A 16,385-nucleotide genomic window follows, 5' to 3' on the forward strand; every position below is an offset into this window, starting at 1 on the left:
ATGTCTGTCGCCCCCAAGCTGCGCGAGGTCTTCGTCGAGGCGCTGGACCTCGACGCGGACGTGGACGTCGAGAACCTCAAGTACCGCGACCTCGAGGCGTGGGACTCGGTCGGCCACATGGCGCTGGTCGCGGCCATCGAGGACGAGTTCGACGTCGAGTTCGACACCGACCAGGTGATCGACATGTCGAGCTTCAAGGTCGCCGTGGACATGGTGACCGAGCTGCAGTCGAAGAATGACTGATCTGACCGGTCGGGTCGCGCTCGTCACCGGCGGGACGCGAGGGATCGGCCTGGCCACCGTGCGCGCTCTGGTGGAAGCGGGCGCGACGGTGGTGCTCACCGGCCGCGACGAGGCCCGCGCCAAGGAAGCGGCTTCGTCCGCGGGCGCCGCGGCCGGGCTCGCGCTCGACGTCACCGACGCGAAGGCCGTGTCTTCGCTGGTCAGGGGTGTCGCGAAGGAGCACGGCAAGCTCGACGTCGTGGTCGCGAACGCCGGGATCATGGAGGACGCGCTCCTCGGGATGATCCGCGAGGAGCTCGTCGACACGACGCTGAGCACGAACGTTGCCGGCACGCTGCACACCGTCCAGGCCGCGGCCCGGGCGATGATGCGGAAGAAGACCGGCTCGATCGTGGTGCTCGCGTCGATCGTCGGCGAGTACGGAAGTGCTGGTCAGACGGTGTACGCGGCGTCGAAGGCGGCGGTGGCGAACATCGCGCGTTCGGCGGCGAAGGAGCTTGGTCGTTCGGGCATCCGGGTCAACGCGGTCGCGCCGGGCGTGATCGAGACCGACCTGACCGCGGGCCTGAGCGAAGACGCGAAGGCGGAGAACACCGGCAAGACGCCGCTCGGCCGGCTCGGCCGGGCGGAAGACGTGGCGAACGCGATCCGGTTCCTGGTGAGCGATGAAGCGTCCTTCATCACCGGACAGGTGCTGGGCGTCGACGGAGGCTTGGTGTTGTGACGCTGTTGGGTGCGGGAGCCCGGCTGGTCGATGTGGCCGGGGGCCGCACGCTGGCGGGCGCGGAACTGTCGGCCGAGGTCGGCCGGCGGATGGAAGAGCTGGCCGCGCTGCCGGCCGGCGTGGTGTTCGCGCGGATGTCGGTCGACCTGCCGAGCGTGCTGACCTACCTCGGCGCGTTCGAGTCCGGCCGGGCGATCGCGCTGATCGACCCGGCGCTGGACGCCGACGTGCTGGCCGGGCTCGTCTCGCGGTTCCGCCCGGCCGCCGTGCTGTCGGCTTCGGGTGACGCGCCCACTGGGTACACCGTGCAGGGCTCGGACTGGGTCCGCTCGTCGGCCGAGGGCGTGAAGCCGCACCCCGACCTCGCCGTGCTGCTCCCGACCAGCGGGTCCACCGGCAACCCGAAGCTCGTCCGGCTCTCGCGGCAGGCAGTCCTGGCCAACGCCGACGCCATCGCGCAGGTGCTGCACATCACCTCCGACGAGGTCGCGCCCACCTGCCTGCCGCTGCACTACAGCTACGGCCTTTCGGTGCTGAACTCGCACCTGGTGCGCGACGCCACCGTCGTGATCGAGCCGTCGGGCGTGCTCGGCCGCGGCTTCTGGGACGCGGTGAACGAGCACGGCGTGACGTCCCTCTCAGGCGTCCCGTACCACTACGAAATGCTGCGGCGGCTCAAGTTCGACCCCGCGAAGTACCCGACGCTGCGCACGCTGACGCAGGCCGGCGGGAAGCTGCGCGACGAGCTGATCGCCGAGTTCAACAACAAGATGACCGCCGTCGGCGGCCGGATGTACGTCATGTACGGCCAGACCGAGGCCGCGCCGCGGATGACGACGGTGCCCGCCGAACGGCTGGCCGAAAAGCTCGGTTCCGCCGGGCCGGCGCTGCCGGGCGGGGCGTTCGCCGTCCGCCGTGACGACGGCTCGGAGACCACGCACCCGAAAATTGTCGGTGAGGTCGTCTACCGTGGGCCCAATGTGATGCTGGGTTACGCGGACGACGAGTCCGGCCTGGCCAAGGGCGACGAATTCGGCGGCGTGCTCGCCACCGGTGACCTCGGGTACCTCGACGAAGAGGGGTACCTGTTCATCACCGGGCGGCTCAAGCGCATCGGCAAGGTGTTCGGCAACCGCGTCAGCCTCGACGACCTCGAAAACGCCGCCCGCGCGGCGGCGGTGGGGATCGACGTGGTGGCCGCGGTGCCCGCCGGCGACAAGGTGGTGCTGTTCGCCGAGGGCGTCGACAAGGCGATCTGCAAGGACGCGTCGAAGGCGCTGTCCGAGCGGCTGCACCTGCACGCCAGCGGGTTCGACGTGCGCCCGATCGACACCGTGCCGCTGCTGGCCAGCGGAAAGATCGACTACCGGTCATTGGAGGCGAAGGTATGAGCGTGTTCACTCGGTCGCAGGCAGACCGGGAGAAGCTGCTGCTGCCCGAGCTGGGCGCGTTGACGTCACACCATCGGGCGAATTCCGAAGGCTACGACCGGATCCTGTCGTCGCTCGGGATCGCGTCGGACGCGTCCTTTGCCACGATCGCGGACCTGCCGTGGCTGCCGGTGCGGATGTTCAAGACGCACGACCTCAAGTCCGTTCCGGACAGTGAAGTCTTCAAGACGCTGACGTCGTCCGGCACCACCGGCGCCGGCGCGTCGCGGATCTACCTGGACAAGGAGGCGGCGGGCGCGCAGACCAAGCAGCTCGGCGCGACCCTGCAGGAGGTCCTCGGCGGTGAGCGGCTGCCGATGCTGATGGTCGACACCATCGGCATCATCAAGAACCGCCGCTCGTTCTCCGCGCGCGGCGCGGGCGTGCTGGGCATGGCGAACTTCGGCCGCAAGCACACGTACGTGCTCGACGAGAACGACAAGCCGGACGTCGAAGCCGTCAAGAAGTTCCTGGCCGAGTACGGCGACAAGCCGTTCCTGATCTTCGGCTTCACGTTCATGGTGTGGCTGTACCTGTACGAGGTCGCGCGGGACAACGGTCTCGACCTGTCGAACGGCATCCTGATCCACAGTGGTGGCTGGAAGAAGCTGATCGACCGCGCGGTGGACAACACCGAGTTCCGGCGTCGCTTCAAGGAAGACACCGGGCTCACCCGGATCCACAACTACTACGGGATGATCGAGCAGATCGGCACGGTGTTCCTCGAAGGCCCGTCCGGGAACTCGCTGTACTGCCCGGACTTCGCCGACGTCGTGATCCGCAACCCGGAGACGTGGGAAGAGCAGCCGGTCGGGGAGCCGGGCGTGATCGAGGTCGTCTCGACGCTGCCGCGGTCGTACCCCGGGCACGTCCTGCTCACCGAGGATCTCGGCGTCTACAACGGGATCGACGACGGTGACTGGCCGGGCAAGCACTTCTCGGTGCTCGGCCGGCTGCCCAAGGCCGAGGCGCGCGGCTGCTCGGACACGTTCTCGGGAGCGGCGGCGTGACTTCCCTGACCCAGCGTTTTCCCGCTGCTCCTTCCGTTTCGGTGACCGACCTGGTCGACGAGCTGCGCGCGTCGCCGCCCGGCGGTCGGCTGCGCGTCGGTGACCCGCGGGTCGTCGAGTTCATCACGAAGTTCGCGCGCAAGCTGCTGGCCCCGGCCACCGCACGCCGCTTCCCTGAGCTGGCGTCCCTCGGCTTCTTCCTGCGCAAGGGCGAGATCGCCAAAGCGCTGTCCACTTTGGACACAGCCGGTGGCGCGCTGCGGTTCCCGCGCGGGCTGGTGTTCCACGTGCCGCCGGCGAACGTCGACACGATCTTCGTCTACTCGTGGGCGCTGTCGGCGCTGGCGGGCAACCACAACGTCGTGCGGGTGTCGTCGCGCTCGGCCGGCGCCGCCGAGGCGGTGCTGGAGGCACTGAACGCGGCTCTGTCCGAAGTGGACTCGGCGACCGCGGCCGCGATCACGGCCACCCAGCGGATGGTGACGTACGACCGCAGCGACGAGGTGAGCGGCGCGCTGTCCCTGGCCGCGGACCTGCGCGTCATCTGGGGTGGTGACGGTTCCGTCGCGGCCCTGCGGAAGTACCCGCTCGCGCCGCACGCGCGTGACCTGACGTTCCCGGACCGCTCGTCGTTCGCCGTCGCGTCGGTGGCGGGCTGGCAGCGGGCGTCCGCGGAAGAGCGTCGCGCGGCCGCCGAGGGGTTCTACAACGACTCGTACTGGTTCGACCAGGCCGCCTGCTCGTCCCCGCGCGCGGTGTTCTGGGTCGGCGACGAGGCCGGCGCGCAGGCAGCGGGCAGTGAGTTCCGCGCCCTGCTGGCGTCGGTGCTGGAGACGAAACAGCACGTGACCGAGCCGGCGATGGCGGTCCAGAAGCGCGTCTCGGCGTACGGCGCGGCGGCCGACGGGCTGGTGAGCGGCATCGAGTTCGCGGGCAACGGCCTGGCCACTTTGGAGCTGACCGACCCGGCGGTCCTGCCGCGCGAGTGGCTCGGCGCGGGCTCGTTCGCCAACGCACGAGTGTCCTCTTTGTCTGATCTGGTGCCGATCGTCCTGCGCAAGGACCAGACCGTCGGCCAGTTCGGCTTCACGGCCGAGGAGCTGACGGCGTTCGCGCACGAGCTGGCGGGCCGCGGCGTCGACCGGATCGTGCCGTTCGGCAGCGCCCTGACGTTCTCCGCGGTCTGGGACGGTTACGATCTGCTGGCCGAATTCAGCCGCCTGGTCACGGTCCAGGCCTGAGGAGATGCGTCGATGACGACAGTTGAGTCGCCGGAATGGGAGACCCCGGCTGCCGGAAAGCAGCCGAAGTCGACCAAGGCGAAGATCATCGACGTCGTCCGCTGGGTCGCGATCCTGCTGGTCATCGGCTTCGCGGCGAAGCAGCTGGCCTCCAACTGGGGCGAGTTCTGGCACACCCTGAGCGACGTCGCGTGGCAGTCGTCCCTGCTGAGCCTGGTCGCCCTGGTCGCGGCGATCATGGTCTCGACCTGGGGCTGGCAGGTGATGGTCGACGACCTGGGCAAACCGATCGGCTACGCCCGCGGCGCGCAGATCTGCCTGGTCGGCTCCCTCGGCAAGTACGTGCCGGGCTCGGTCTGGGCGTACCTGCTGCAGATGGAGCTGGGCCGCAAGGCCGGCCTGGCCCGCGCCCGCATCTTCACGGGCTCCCTGATCCAGCTCGGCGTCGGCGTGGTGTCGGCGCTGGTGGTGTCCCTGCTGGCCGCCCCGGCGGTGTTCAGCAACAGCCCGCGCGCGCTGTGGCTCTTCGTGCTCATCCCGGTCGGCCTGGCGATGCTGCACCCGAAGATCCTGACCTGGGGCACGTCCCTGGTGCTGCGGGTGCTGCGCCGCCCCCCGCTGGCCCACCCCCTGGGCTGGCGCGTGGTGGGCAAGGTCTTCGGCGCCTCGACGGCGGCCTGGTGCCTGCAGGGAATCCACCTGTGGCTCCTGGCGAATTCGGTCGGCACCCCGGGCTTCAGCGGCTTCGTGCTCTGCGTGGGCGCGATGGCGGTGGCGATGACGGTGGGCACGTTCGCGTTCATCCTCCCGAGCGGAGTGGGCGTCCGCGAGGTGGCGCAGGTAGCGGTCCTGACGGCCAGCGGCCTGACGGTCGGCCAGGCCACAGCGTTCGCGGTGGCCTCCCGAGTGATGTTCACGGTGGCCGACCTCCTGACGGCAGGCATGGCAGCAGTAGCGGCCCGCACGGTCCGCCCCCCAGCGCCAACAGCCGCCTGACCAGGCTGTCCACCACCTGTACCCAAGTTGTCCACAGCCGTTACGCACATGTGGACAACTGAGCCCGAGAACCGCTCACCCAGGCCTTTTGCCCCCCCGTCCCGGATAGAATGGACTCGGGGACGCCCCCTGGGAGGGCGGTTTTTAGGGATGGTTGCAGCACCTGAGTGTTCGGGAGTTGCCTCGTGTCCAGACCGGATCGGGATCGTGCCTTGAGTGCCCCAGGGCGGCGAGCTGAGCGGCGTGGTAGGTCGTTGGTTGAGGAGCCGATGGGCTGGCTGCCCGGCGGAGCCCGCAGCAGATCACCCGCCGGCTGTGCCGCGACCATCCCGGCCGCCTGGAGTGGCATGTGAGCTGCGAAACCGTCTGTCAGGCCCTCTGTGTCCAGGCCCCGCGGCGGTCTGCGCCGCGAGGTGGCGGGCTGGTTGCGCAGCGGCCGCATCGCCTGCCGACCGCACGTGCGCCCGGATCAGCGGCGGCCACGGACACCCCAGCCGAACGCATGACACAGTTACTGGACACCCACGACCAGTAGCGGTGTTGCAACGACCGCTAGAAACCGCCCGGGAAGGGCGGGGGCCGCTCGGACGGCGGCGGTCGTTTGGCCCGAAACCAGGTGGACCGAGATGCACCTGAACCGCCGGTTCACCCAAGCCGCCAGCGTGCCGGCGGGAGAGTCAGCGAGTACGCGAACGGCCGGCCCGGCAGAACGCATGGCGGCTGCCCGGCGCTACCACCAGCATCGGTGCCGCGACGACCGTCGAAACCACCGAAGGAGCGGGCGCCGCAAGATCGGTTCCGTCGCGAGCTCGGTCCGGACCCTGCCGTCGCGAGTGGGGCATTGGGGACGCCAGGCGTCAGAAACTAACCGGAATTCACGACACCAAGCGATAGATCACCGCATCCGAATTGCGGTAAACCTCTTTCAAGAACGGTTCCCCCGCCAGCCCCACCAACCCCGCCTGATACGGCTTACCCGGCTCACTCGACGGCTTCCCCAAAATCACCCACCGAATATCCAACCGCCGAACCGCCGCCCGCACCGCCGGATCAGTCTCGTAGTCCCGAAACCGCCCCGCCAGCAGCACCGCATCCGAAGGCAGCAACGTCTCGTCGAAGTGCCCGGCGACGGTCCGGACCCCCGAGAGCGCGTACGTCCACGCCGTCCCGTCGAAACGGTCGTTCATCGCCCACTCGCCCGGGGCCGCCAGAGTCCCCAGCTTCTCCATCGCCGTCGCCTCGGCCGGGGTCACGCGCAGCGTTGACGGGTCCGCCGCCTGGTACCCCGGGTACACACGCGCGCCGTTCGAGCGGAAGTACAAGCCGTTGGACAGCAACACGAAACCCAGCAACACCACCGCAGCCACCGCCACCGCCGGCACCCGGGACGGGAGCCGGTCGCGCAGCCACGCCTGGGTGGACGCCAAGCCGTGGGCCGCCAGGACGCACAGGGGGATCGCCGCCATCGAAAAGAACCGGTACGGGTCGTCCCACCAGGGGCGGGACAACGCCATCACGATCGGCGCGTTCGACGACGCCACCGCCATGTACGCCAGGCCCGTGACCGCCGCCGTCAGGCCGATCCAGCGCAGTGCGCCCGCGCGGGCGAAGAACACGATCCCCAGGAACAGCGCCACCGACAGCCACACCTGCGGATGCGGTTCGTAGTGCTGGAAACCGAGCAACGCCCCCAGCGCCGTCGACGCGCGGTACTCGCTGGGCCAGCCGTAGTACGGCACCGCGCTCGTCGCCAGGCCCAGCGCGCCGAACAGCTGCAGCCACGCCACCAGCAACGACACCGCCGCGATCGGCAACAACGCCACTAAATCACGGCCGATGCGGCGCCACGACGAGAGCCAGCGCTGCACCAGCAGCGGCCCGGCGAACAGGATTCCGCCGAACAACGTCGACGAATGGATGCACAGCAACCCCACCGCGGCCAGCACCAGCACCAGCCCGGTGTCCGGCGCGACCCACTCCAGGTACCGGCGCAAGGCCACCGCGGCCAGCGGCGTCAGCGTCACGCCCAGTGCGAACGGCAGCAACGGTCCGCGATCCATCGACTCGTAGACACCCATCACCGGCGCCACCGCCGTCAGCGCCACCGCGCCCGCCAGCACCGCGCGGCCGCGGAACTCGCGCACCAGCGTCACCAGCGACAACGCGAGCAAACCGGGCAGCAGCACGGTGTTCGCGTCGAGCGTCTCCGGGATCGACGTCCCACTGAGCCGGTACGTCACCGACGCCAGCAGGTGGTAGGCGTTGGGGTAGAACACCGGTGCCGCGTCGCCGTACCAGTTCACCTGGCCCGTCCCGAACAGACCGCCGTCGCCGGTGTCGGCGATGTAGCGCACCGCGTTGCCGTGGTACACCGCGTCGAAACCCTGCGGCAGCGCGCCGATCCGGCCGAGTCCCAGCACTGTCGCGGAGAGACCGACCGCCGCCGCGAACAGCAGGCACGCCAGCACCGCCAGGTGCCCTCGCCGCGCCCACAAGCCCGGCTCCGGCTCCGGCGCCCAGCGGCGCACCGTCAGTTTCCGGACACCCCAGGCGATCGCGGTGAACACGACCGTCGAAAGCGCGTAGGTCAACGGCGTGAACGACCAGCCCAGCGCCGCGGTCCACGGCCCGGTCAGCCCGCCGATGGCGTAGCTCAGCAACGGCGCCAGCCCGGCCAGGGCCCAGCCGCGCAAACCGGCCGCGAGACCGGTCAGCAGGCCCGGCAGGGCGATCACGAGAATGGCGACGCTGACGGAGAGCACGGTGGAGACTAAGCCGCCGGAGGCCGGTTCGAACGGGACCAATTGCGGACTTCGAAAGGCGATACCCGATCGGGTTATATTGACAAGAGTCTTTCCCTGCTTGACTGGCGCCGGCGGGGTGATCTTCACGAGGGGGCCGGGTGGTTTACGCGGTCGTGGTGGCATGGCTGGTGCTCGCCGCGATCGTGGTGCTGACCTGGGGACGCCTGGACACCGACCGCGGCTGGCGCGGCCTCGTCGTCGCGCTCACCCTCGGGTTGTCCCTGCTCCACCAGCTGATGTTCGCGACCGTCACCGAAGACGCGCTCGTTTCGTTCCGCTACGCGCAGAACATCGCGGACGGCAACGGCCCGGTCTTCAACCCGGGTGAACGCGTCGAGGGCTACACGAACTTCCTCTGGCTGGTCTTGATCGCGCTGCCGCGGGCCGCGTTCGGCGCCGACGTGCGGACGACGGCCGTCGTGTTCGGCGTCCTCGCCACCCTGGGCTGTGTGCTCGTCTCGTTCTTCCTGGTGAACCGGATCGTCGGGGCGGCCACGCCGGAGGGCGCCGAGCCGCGGCCGGCGATCGGGGTCGCCGCCGCGGTGCTCACGGCGAGTGCCGGCGGCCTCGCGGTCTACGGGCCGTCCGGCTCCGAGGTCCCGCTGTTCGTGCTCCTGACCCTCGCCGTCTGCTACTCGCTCGCGGCGCGCCGCCCGGTGGTCGCCGGGGTGCTCGTCGCCTTCGCCGTGATGACGAGCCCGCAGGGTCTGGTGATCGCCGTCCTGGGCGGGTTCTGGCTGCTGGGCGCCGCGCTGAAGAAGAAGCACAGCTGGTGGGCGCCGGTGGGGTTCGTCCTGGGTGCGGTCGTGTTCCTCATTCCCCGGCTGGCCTGGCGGGCGACGTTCTACCAGCACTTCCTCCCCGCGCCGCTGGCCGCGAAGCTCGACGGCCCGCTCGGGTCGCAGGTCGCCGCCGGCTGGCCGTACCTGTCCGGGTTCGCCTTGGCGCACCAGGGTTTCCTGCTGCTCGGCCTGGTCGCGGCGGTCGCCCTGCCGCTGCGCCGGACCAAGGGGGTCGCGCTCGAGGCCCGCGCCCTGATCTGGCTGCTGTTCGCGACGGTCGTCGGGCTCGCCGCCGTGGCCGTGCTGGCCGGCGGTGACCTGGACCCGGCGTGGCGGCTGCTGGCGCCCGTACCGCCGCTGGTCGCCGTCGCGTCGGTCGCCGTGTACGGCGTGCTCACGGCGGACGTCGAAGGGAAGCCGTCACCCCGGCCGCGGGCCTGGCCCGCCGCGACCCGGCTCGTCCCGGTGACCGCCGGCGGGCTGGCCGGGATCGCGGTGCTCGTGTCCGTGTTCAGCCCCGAGATGCTCGACCGCGTGCGCGACTGGCGCGCGTACGGCTCCGAGCTCACCGAAATCGGCGGCTGGCTCGGCACGTACCTCCCGCCCGGCTCGGTGGTCAGCGCCGCCGCGCCCGGCGCGCTCGCCGCCGAGGGCGGGCAGCTGCTCATCATCGACGTCCTCGGCCGCACCGACGAGCACATCGCCCGCGAAGGCCGGCACGACGGCGGCGTCACGACCGACTACGACTACGTGGTCAACGGCCGCCGGCCGACCGTCGCCGTCCCCTCCGACGGCGGGTACGCCGAAACCCAGCGCTGTGTGATCGACCCGGTCTACGCCGGCAAGTACCAGGTCGCGACGTTCCGCCGGGTCGGCACGCCCTACTGGGTCGCCGTCTACCCGCGGGCCGAGCAGGCGAAGTCCGTGGTCATCGACCTCGACCGGGGCCCGGACTTCCGCTACGTACCCTGTCCTTCGTGAAGCTCGAGGTCCCGAAACGGCAGCTGGACGCCGAAGCGCTGCTCGGGCTCGGGGTGTTCGGCGCGGCGCTCACCCTGTTCGTGGTGCGGTTCCTGGTGCCGCGCCCGGTCGCGATGTCCAACAACGGGGACGGCGCCCGGGTGCTGTGCGGCGCCGGGATCACCTGGCACAGCGGGCCCGAGGCGTTCATCCACCTCGCCTACCGCGCGGAGCCGGGCTCGGCGCCGTGCCGGCCCACCTACCTGCTCACGCAGAGCTGGCTCGCGGACGTGGCCGTCCGCCTCGGCGGGGTGGTCGGCGCCCACGCGACGCTGAGCCTGGTCGTGCTGGGCCTGCTCAGCAGCATCATCGCCGCGGGAGCGGTCGCCGCGATCGTGCTCGGGCTGCCGTACGGGCGCCGGGCGCGGCTCGCCGTCGCGGCCGGGCTGCTGCTGGTCGTCGCGGATTCGGCGTTCTTCGGGTACTTCGCCGCGGTGCTCGGCGAAGGCGCCGCCTTCCTCGGCCTGCTGCTCGCCGTCGGCGGCCTGCTGCTGACCGCCCGCGAAGGCCGGTGGAGCTACGCGGGCATGGTCGTGACGCTCGTGGGCGGCGTGCTGGCGGTCAACGCCAAGGTCCAGACGCTGACCATCCTGCCGATCCTCGTGGTGGCGATCCTGCTGGTCCGGCCGGGCAGCCTGCGCGGCGCGCGGCGGTGGGCGTCGGCGGCGCTGGTCATCGGCGCGCTCGGCGCCGTGACGCTCTACGCGCAGCAGAGCGTCGAACCGGCCGTCGCGCCCGACGGCTCGCTCGCGGCGCGGCCCGGGGACGATTCACGCGAGATCAACGTCTTCAACTCGATCTTCTTGAACATCGTCGACGGCCGGCACGACACGCAGGCCGACCTGGCCGACCTCGGGCTGCCGCCGTCGTTCGCGCAGTACGCGGGCAACGGCTGGTGGCACCCGCACCCGGCCACGACGGATCCGCTCTACGCGCAGTACCGCGGCCAGATGAGCCGCCGCAACGTCGTCACCTACTTCGCGACGCACCCCGGCCGGACGCTCGAGGTGCTCAACCGTGCGGCGACCGACCAGCTGACCGCGCGCCCGGACTACCTCGGCAGCTTCGACCAGTCGGCCGGCTTCGCGCCGCACGCGCAGGAGCACCGGGTGCCCGTGGTGTCCTCGCTGACCGGCCTGATCGCCCCGCTCGGCCTGTTCGTGCTGGTGCCGATCTGGCTGTTCGTGCTGGTCAGAGCCTGGTTCTTACGCCGGGGGCCGTTGGGTGTAGTGCTGGGGTTCCTGCTGGTCGTCTCGCTGACGCAGTTCGGCACGGCGGCCCTCGGTGACGGCATCGAAGGCACCAAGCACCAGTCCGTCGCGCTGTTCACGATCCTGCTGGCCCTCGTGCTGGCGATCCCGGTCCGGCGGCGAGCCGTGCGGACGGCGTGAGCTTCGCCCGTTTTGTGTTCTTCCCCGCTGAACGGCCGCCCGGAACCTACGGTCCCGTAACCTGGCGGGATGGCTGACCTCGTGTACCCGCCCGTGATCGCGGCGGCCCGGACGATGTTCCGGGTACTCGACAACCGCATCCGGATCGAGGGCGCGGAGAACATCCCGCGGCACGGCGGCGCGGTCATCGCGTGCAACCACGTGAGCTACCTCGACTTCATCTTCTGCGGCCTCGGCGCGCGCCCGGCCAAGCGGCTGACGCGGTTCATGGCGAAGCAGGAGATCTTCGCGAACCGGATCGCCGGACCGCTGATGCGCGGCATGCACCACATCTCCGTCGACCGCTCCGCCGGGCTGGCCTCCTACCGCGAAGCGGTCCAGAAGCTGAAGGCCGGCGAGGTCGTGGGCGTGTTCCCGGAAGCGACGATCAGCCAGTCGTTCACCGTCAAGGAGATCAAGTCGGGCGCCGTCCGGATGGCCGCGGCGGCCGACGTCCCCGTGGTGCCGATGGCGCTGTGGGGCACCCAGCGGCTGTGGACGAAGGGCCGCCCGAAGGACCTGACGCGCCGGCACGTGCCCGTCCTGATCCTCGTCGGCGAGCCGATGCGCCCGGCGAAGCGCGACGACTGGGACGTCGTCACGAAGGAGCTGCGCGACCGGATGAGCGCGCTGCTCGACCGGGCCCAGGCCGAGTACCCCGACCAGCCCGCGTCGGACGAGGACCGCTGGTGGCTGCCCGCCCACCTGGGCGGGACCGCGCCGACCCCGGAGGAAGCCGCGGAGCTCGACCGCCGCTAGAACCAGCGCTCGAGGACCTGCGCGACACCGTCTTCACCGGCCGGGCCGGTGATCTCGTCGGCCACGTCCTGGGTCTTCGGGTGCCCGTTCTCCATCGCGACGCCGTGGCCGGCCCAGCGCAGCATCTCGACGTCGTTGGGCATGTCCCCGAAGGCGATCACGCGCGCGGGCTCGACGCCGAACCGCTCGGCGACGTCGGCGAGGCCGGTCGCCTTGGTGATGCCGTGCGCGGACAGCTCGACCAGGCCGCCCGAAGACGAGTAGGTGACGTCGACCTCGCGGTCGAACAGCGAGTTCAGCGCGTCGGCCATCTCCTCCGACGACATGCCGCGGTGGCTGACCAGCAGCTTGATCGCCGGGTGCCCGACCACCTCGGCGCGCGGCCCGACGCGGCCTTCGCCGTCGCCCCACGGGTTGTGGTAGTCCGGTTCGATCACGAAGTTGCGCATGTCGTGGTCGACCGCGCCGGTCGCGACCCGCTCGGACGCCAGCCGGCAGCCGGGCAGCGCCTTGTCGAGCGCGCTCGCGATGTCGTTGAGCAGCTCCGGGGCGAGCAGGCCGTGGACCTCGACGATCTCTTCGGTGCCGCAGTCGTAGAGGACGGCCCCGTTCGCGCACACCGCGTACCCGGTCAGCTCGAGCGGCTTCGCGATCGGCGCGATCCAGCGTGGCGGCCGGCCGCTCGCGAGCACGAACGGCACCCCGGCGTCGACCACCCGGCGGACGGTCGCGATGGTGCGGGCGCTGAGGGCTTCGGAGGGGCCGAGCAGGGTGCCGTCGACGTCGGACGCGATCAGAAGGGGTCTCTCCACTCCGCCATTGTCCCTGACCCGTTCGGGTGGCCGCGTCCCCGTCCGAGCGATTGTCGGTGGTTACCGATACGGTCCGGCATTGTGCGAGTAGGCATCGTGATTCTTCCGGAAGATCGTTGGTGGGCGGCCGAGCCGAAGTGGCGCGCCGCCGAGGAGTACGGCTTCGACCACGCGTGGACGTACGACCACCTGGGCTGGCGCAACCTGGTCGACGGGCCGTGGTTCTCGGCGGTCCCGACCCTGACGGCGGCGGCGATGGTGACGTCCCGCATCCGGCTGGGCACGTTCGTGGCGTCGCCGGTCGCGCGGCACCCGGTGCCCTTCATGCGTGACCTGACCACCCTGGACGACGTTTCGGACGGCCGGTTCGTCCTCGGCGTCGGCGCGGGCGTCGACCACCTCCACTACGACGGCCAGGTGCTGGCCGCGCCGGAGCTCACGACCAAGCAGCGCGTGGACCGCTTCACCGAGTTCGTCGAAGCCCTCGACGGACTGCTCATGACCGACAAGTTCGACTTCGACGGCGAGTACTACCGCGCCCGCGGCGCCCGCAACCTGCCCGGCACCGTCCAGCGGCCGCGGCTGCCGTTCGTGGTCGCGGCGAACGGCCCCCGCACGATGACGCTGGCCGCGCGCTTCGGCGCGGGCTGGGTGACCACCGGCAAGGGCGGTGCGACCGAGGACGACTGGTGGAGCGGCATCAAGGAGCTCACGGAGGTGTTCGACCGGCGTCTCGACGACGTCGGCCGCGAGCGGGCGAGCATCCAGCGTCACCTGAGCTTGGACGCGTCCCCGGTGTTCTCGCTGAGCAGCGTGGAGGCGTTCCGCGACGCCGCCGGCCGCGCCGAAGAGCTGGGCTTCACGGACGTCATCGCGCACTGGCCGCGCTCGTCGGCGCCGTACGAAGGGCGCGAGGCGGTGCTGGAGCAGGTGGCGAGCGACGTCCTGCCGGAACTGCACGCTAGGCCGAACGGGTGACATTCGCCTAGCCGGGAAACCGATTGCCGTCCCGACGGCGTCCTTCAGGCAGACGTCAAAGATCACCCCGGGGGGTGGTTGGGGGACGGGAGGCCCTCGTGGCCGCGGCACGGGGCGCCGCGGCCACGAGGGCTTTTTACTTCGCTTACTTCACGATCCGGTAGATCACGGCGCCCGGGTTCCGGTACACGACCTGCAGGAAGTCGTGCCCGTCCAGGTGCTGCAGGCCCGCCGCGATCGGGGTGTCGCGGCGGATGGTCCCGCTGCCGATCAGCACGTAGTGCACGTTCAGCCGCTGCGTCGCCGCGCGCACCTGCGGGTCGCTGTCGTAGTCGCGGAAGTGGCGGGCCAGGTAGTCGGCGTCGAAGGGCACCACGCCGGCGTCGTAGTGCGCGGCCACCGGGTGGACGCCGGTCAGGGCGTACATCCACGCCGTGCCGTCGAGGCGGTCGTTGAGCACCTTCTGGCCGGCCGGGATGCCGAGGGTGCCGAGGTGGTCCATCGCGTCGATCTCGTCCTGGCTGACCGGCGGGACCACCTCGCCCGGGAGGCCGTTGTAGTAGAGCAGCGACACCGTCTTGGCGTTGGCCGCGCGGTAGAACCCGCCGGTCAGCACGCCCATCGCCACGACCAGCAGCACCGCCGACACGAGCCCGACCCGGCCGGTCAGCCACGGCCGCGCCCGCACCCACGCCCGGCCGCTCGCGAGCTTCGCCAGCCACCGCTGGGTCTCGCTCATGCCGTGCGCGGCGAGCAGGCACATCGGGATCGCGGCCAGCGCCATCAGGCGGAAGCGGTCGTTCCACCAGGGCCGCGACAGGCTGATCACCCAGTCTTCGCCGCCGAAGCACGCGACGACCACGAACAGCGCCGACAGCCCGATCGCCGAGAGCCCCAGCCAGCGCATCCGCCGCAGCCGCACCAGCGTGAACACCCCGAGGGCGAGGAACACCGTCAGCCAGATCTGCGGCACCGGCAGCACCTGCTTGAACGTCGCCAGCATGGCGAGCGCCTTCCACACCGCCATGTGCGAGCCCCACGCGTGGTACGGGTACGACCCGGACGTGAAGGAGATCGCGCCGAGGATCATCGGCGCGGCCAGCACGCCCGCCGCGACCATCACCGGCAGCATCCGCAGCACGTCCCCGCCGACGACCCGCCACCCGGCTCGTCCGGCCGGCACGCCGTCGACCCGGCGGCCGCGCAGCGCCCGGTACCAGCGCTGCACCACGACCGGGAACGCGAACAGGATCGCCCCGAACAACGCGCTCGAGTGCGCGGCGAGCAGGCCGGTCGCGCTCAGCGCCAGCACCGCGCCGGTGTCTGCCCCCGGCCGCACGACGAACCGCTGCAACGCGACCACGGCCAGCGGCGTCAGCACGATGCCCAGCGCGAACGGCAGCAGGCCGCTCGACACCGACTCGTACGCCCCGGTCGTCGCGCCGCCCGCGACCAGCGCGGCGCAGCCGGCGAACACCGCGCGGCCGCCGAGCTGGCGCACCAGCGCGACCATGGCCAGCGCGAACAGCCCGGCGATCGGCATCGTGACGGCGTTCAGCGTGACCGGGACCGACGTCCCGGACAGCTGGTAGACCAGCGCGCCGACCAGGTGGTAGGCGTTCGGGTAGAAGGAGCCGTCCGGGTACCAGTTGAGCGTGCCCATGCCGGTCAGCGAGCCGTCGCCGGTCTCGGCGATGTAGCGGATGCCGTTCGCGTGGAAGACGGTGTCCCAGCGCTGGAACACCGCGGTCGTGCCGCCGCGGCCGGAGACGACCACGGCGATCGACACCGCCGTCGCGACCGCGACGCAGGCGCCGACGGCCAGGTGCGCCCGGCGCGTCCACGGCACCGGCGGCTCCTCGGCGCCCGGTGACAGCCACCCCCGGGCCGTCGCGAGCCGGCGCAGGCCGTAGAGCACCGCGGCGAGCAGCAGCGTGCACGCGGCGACGCTGAGCGAGCCGTACGGCACGTGGATGATCGCCAGCCACGGCCCGGCGAGCCCGGTGATGGCGTAGCTGAGCAGCGGGGCGAGGCCCGCCAGGGCCCAGCCACGCACACCGGCGGCCCACCCGACGACGCCGCCAGGCACCGCCAGTACGGCCAGGTAAGTGGCCACCGCGGCGAAGTAGCTCCAGAAGTCCTCGGGTGCAGGCACT

General features: G+C 71.1%; 13 protein-coding genes. 10 read left to right on the forward strand and 3 right to left on the reverse strand.

The genetic code is table 11. The features are described from left to right. The 6 genes from ACZ61C_RS44445 to ACZ61C_RS44470 are packed head-to-tail and all read left to right on the forward strand — an operon-like array spanning position 1 to position 5,644. The gene (locus ACZ61C_RS44445) at positions 1 to 243 is read left to right on the forward strand and encodes an acyl carrier protein (RefSeq protein WP_465314005.1); all 243 of its coding nucleotides are present in this window, start codon (positions 1 to 3) and stop codon (positions 241 to 243) included. Further along, positions 236 to 967 carry an SDR family NAD(P)-dependent oxidoreductase gene (locus tag ACZ61C_RS44450; RefSeq protein ID WP_465314006.1) on the forward strand — a complete coding sequence of 244 codons (732 nt, stop codon included), beginning with the start codon at positions 236 to 238 and terminating at the stop codon, positions 965 to 967. Before ACZ61C_RS44445 ends, ACZ61C_RS44450 begins: the two co-directional genes overlap by 8 nt. Then, positions 964 to 2,358 carry an AMP-binding protein gene (locus ACZ61C_RS44455; RefSeq protein WP_465314007.1) on the forward strand — a complete coding sequence of 465 codons (1,395 nt, stop codon included), beginning with the start codon at positions 964 to 966 and terminating at the stop codon, positions 2,356 to 2,358. The genes ACZ61C_RS44450 and ACZ61C_RS44455 overlap by 4 nt, the downstream gene beginning before the upstream one ends. Beyond that, positions 2,355 to 3,407 (forward strand): LuxE/PaaK family acyltransferase, encoded by a 1,053-nt coding sequence (locus ACZ61C_RS44460; protein WP_465314008.1) that lies wholly within the window; start codon positions 2,355 to 2,357, stop codon positions 3,405 to 3,407. Before ACZ61C_RS44455 ends, ACZ61C_RS44460 begins: the two co-directional genes overlap by 4 nt. Then, on the forward strand, positions 3,404 to 4,648 hold the full coding sequence (locus ACZ61C_RS44465) for an acyl-CoA reductase (protein WP_465314009.1): 1,245 nt from the start codon (positions 3,404 to 3,406) through the stop codon (positions 4,646 to 4,648). Before ACZ61C_RS44460 ends, ACZ61C_RS44465 begins: the two co-directional genes overlap by 4 nt. 12 nt (positions 4,649 to 4,660) lie before the next feature. Then, positions 4,661 to 5,644, forward strand: coding sequence for a lysylphosphatidylglycerol synthase transmembrane domain-containing protein (locus ACZ61C_RS44470; RefSeq protein ID WP_465314010.1), 984 nt, complete (start codon positions 4,661 to 4,663; stop codon positions 5,642 to 5,644). An 875-nt stretch (positions 5,645 to 6,519) separates the two neighbouring features. On the opposite strand, the gene ACZ61C_RS44475 is transcribed toward ACZ61C_RS44470, so the two are convergent. Beyond that, positions 6,520 to 8,406, reverse strand: a complete 1,887-nt coding sequence (locus ACZ61C_RS44475; RefSeq protein ID WP_465314011.1) for a DUF6541 family protein — start codon at positions 8,404 to 8,406, stop codon at positions 6,520 to 6,522. A 140-nt stretch (positions 8,407 to 8,546) separates the two neighbouring features. Between ACZ61C_RS44475 and ACZ61C_RS44480 the strand changes: the two genes are divergently transcribed. The 3 genes from ACZ61C_RS44480 to ACZ61C_RS44490 all read left to right on the forward strand — a co-directional run bounded on the left by ACZ61C_RS44480 (position 8,547) and on the right by ACZ61C_RS44490 (position 12,439). Continuing rightward, complete coding sequence (locus ACZ61C_RS44480) at positions 8,547 to 10,211, forward strand: ArnT family glycosyltransferase (RefSeq protein ID WP_465314012.1); 1,665 nt, start codon at positions 8,547 to 8,549, stop codon at positions 10,209 to 10,211. Next, positions 10,208 to 11,641 (forward strand): glycan biosynthesis hexose transferase WsfD, encoded by a 1,434-nt coding sequence (wsfD, locus tag ACZ61C_RS44485; RefSeq protein ID WP_465314013.1) that lies wholly within the window; start codon positions 10,208 to 10,210, stop codon positions 11,639 to 11,641. The genes ACZ61C_RS44480 and wsfD overlap by 4 nt, the downstream gene beginning before the upstream one ends. Before the next feature lie 69 nt (positions 11,642 to 11,710). Further along, on the forward strand, positions 11,711 to 12,439 hold the full coding sequence (locus tag ACZ61C_RS44490) for a lysophospholipid acyltransferase family protein (protein WP_465314014.1): 729 nt from the start codon (positions 11,711 to 11,713) through the stop codon (positions 12,437 to 12,439). Here ACZ61C_RS44490 and ACZ61C_RS44495 read toward each other — a convergent pair. After that, a complete protein-coding gene (locus tag ACZ61C_RS44495; protein ID WP_465314088.1) occupies positions 12,436 to 13,236 on the reverse strand; it encodes an HAD family hydrolase in 801 nt (266 codons plus the stop codon). The genes ACZ61C_RS44490 and ACZ61C_RS44495 overlap by 4 nt on opposite strands. 96 nt (positions 13,237 to 13,332) lie before the next feature. Here ACZ61C_RS44495 and ACZ61C_RS44500 point away from each other — a divergent pair, with 96 nt between their 5' ends. Beyond that, positions 13,333 to 14,229: an LLM class flavin-dependent oxidoreductase gene (locus ACZ61C_RS44500; protein WP_465314015.1), complete on the forward strand. Its 897-nt coding sequence runs from the start codon at positions 13,333 to 13,335 to the stop codon at positions 14,227 to 14,229. Positions 14,230 to 14,374: 145 nt separating this feature from the next. Here ACZ61C_RS44500 and ACZ61C_RS44505 read toward each other — a convergent pair whose 3' ends face one another. Further along, positions 14,375 to 16,384 (reverse strand): DUF6541 family protein, encoded by a 2,010-nt coding sequence (locus tag ACZ61C_RS44505; RefSeq protein WP_465314016.1) that lies wholly within the window; start codon positions 16,382 to 16,384, stop codon positions 14,375 to 14,377. Between the last annotated feature and the right edge of the window lies 1 nt (position 16,385).

The organism is Amycolatopsis sp. NPDC104587, from assembly GCF_055583645.1.

Excerpts from the sequence above, each read along its gene's own strand:
- ACZ61C_RS44460 (WP_465314008.1), top strand. The coding sequence starts at position 2,355 with ATGAGCGTGTTCACTCGGTCGCAGGCAGACCGGGAGAAGCTGCTGCTG.
- ACZ61C_RS44445 (WP_465314005.1), top strand. The coding sequence starts at position 1 with ATGTCTGTCGCCCCCAAGCTGCGCGAGGTCTTCGTCGAGGCGCTGGAC.
- ACZ61C_RS44470 (WP_465314010.1), top strand. The coding sequence starts at position 4,661 with ATGACGACAGTTGAGTCGCCGGAATGGGAGACCCCGGCTGCCGGAAAG.
- ACZ61C_RS44490 (WP_465314014.1), top strand. The coding sequence starts at position 11,711 with ATGGCTGACCTCGTGTACCCGCCCGTGATCGCGGCGGCCCGGACGATG.
- ACZ61C_RS44450 (WP_465314006.1), top strand. The coding sequence starts at position 236 with ATGACTGATCTGACCGGTCGGGTCGCGCTCGTCACCGGCGGGACGCGA.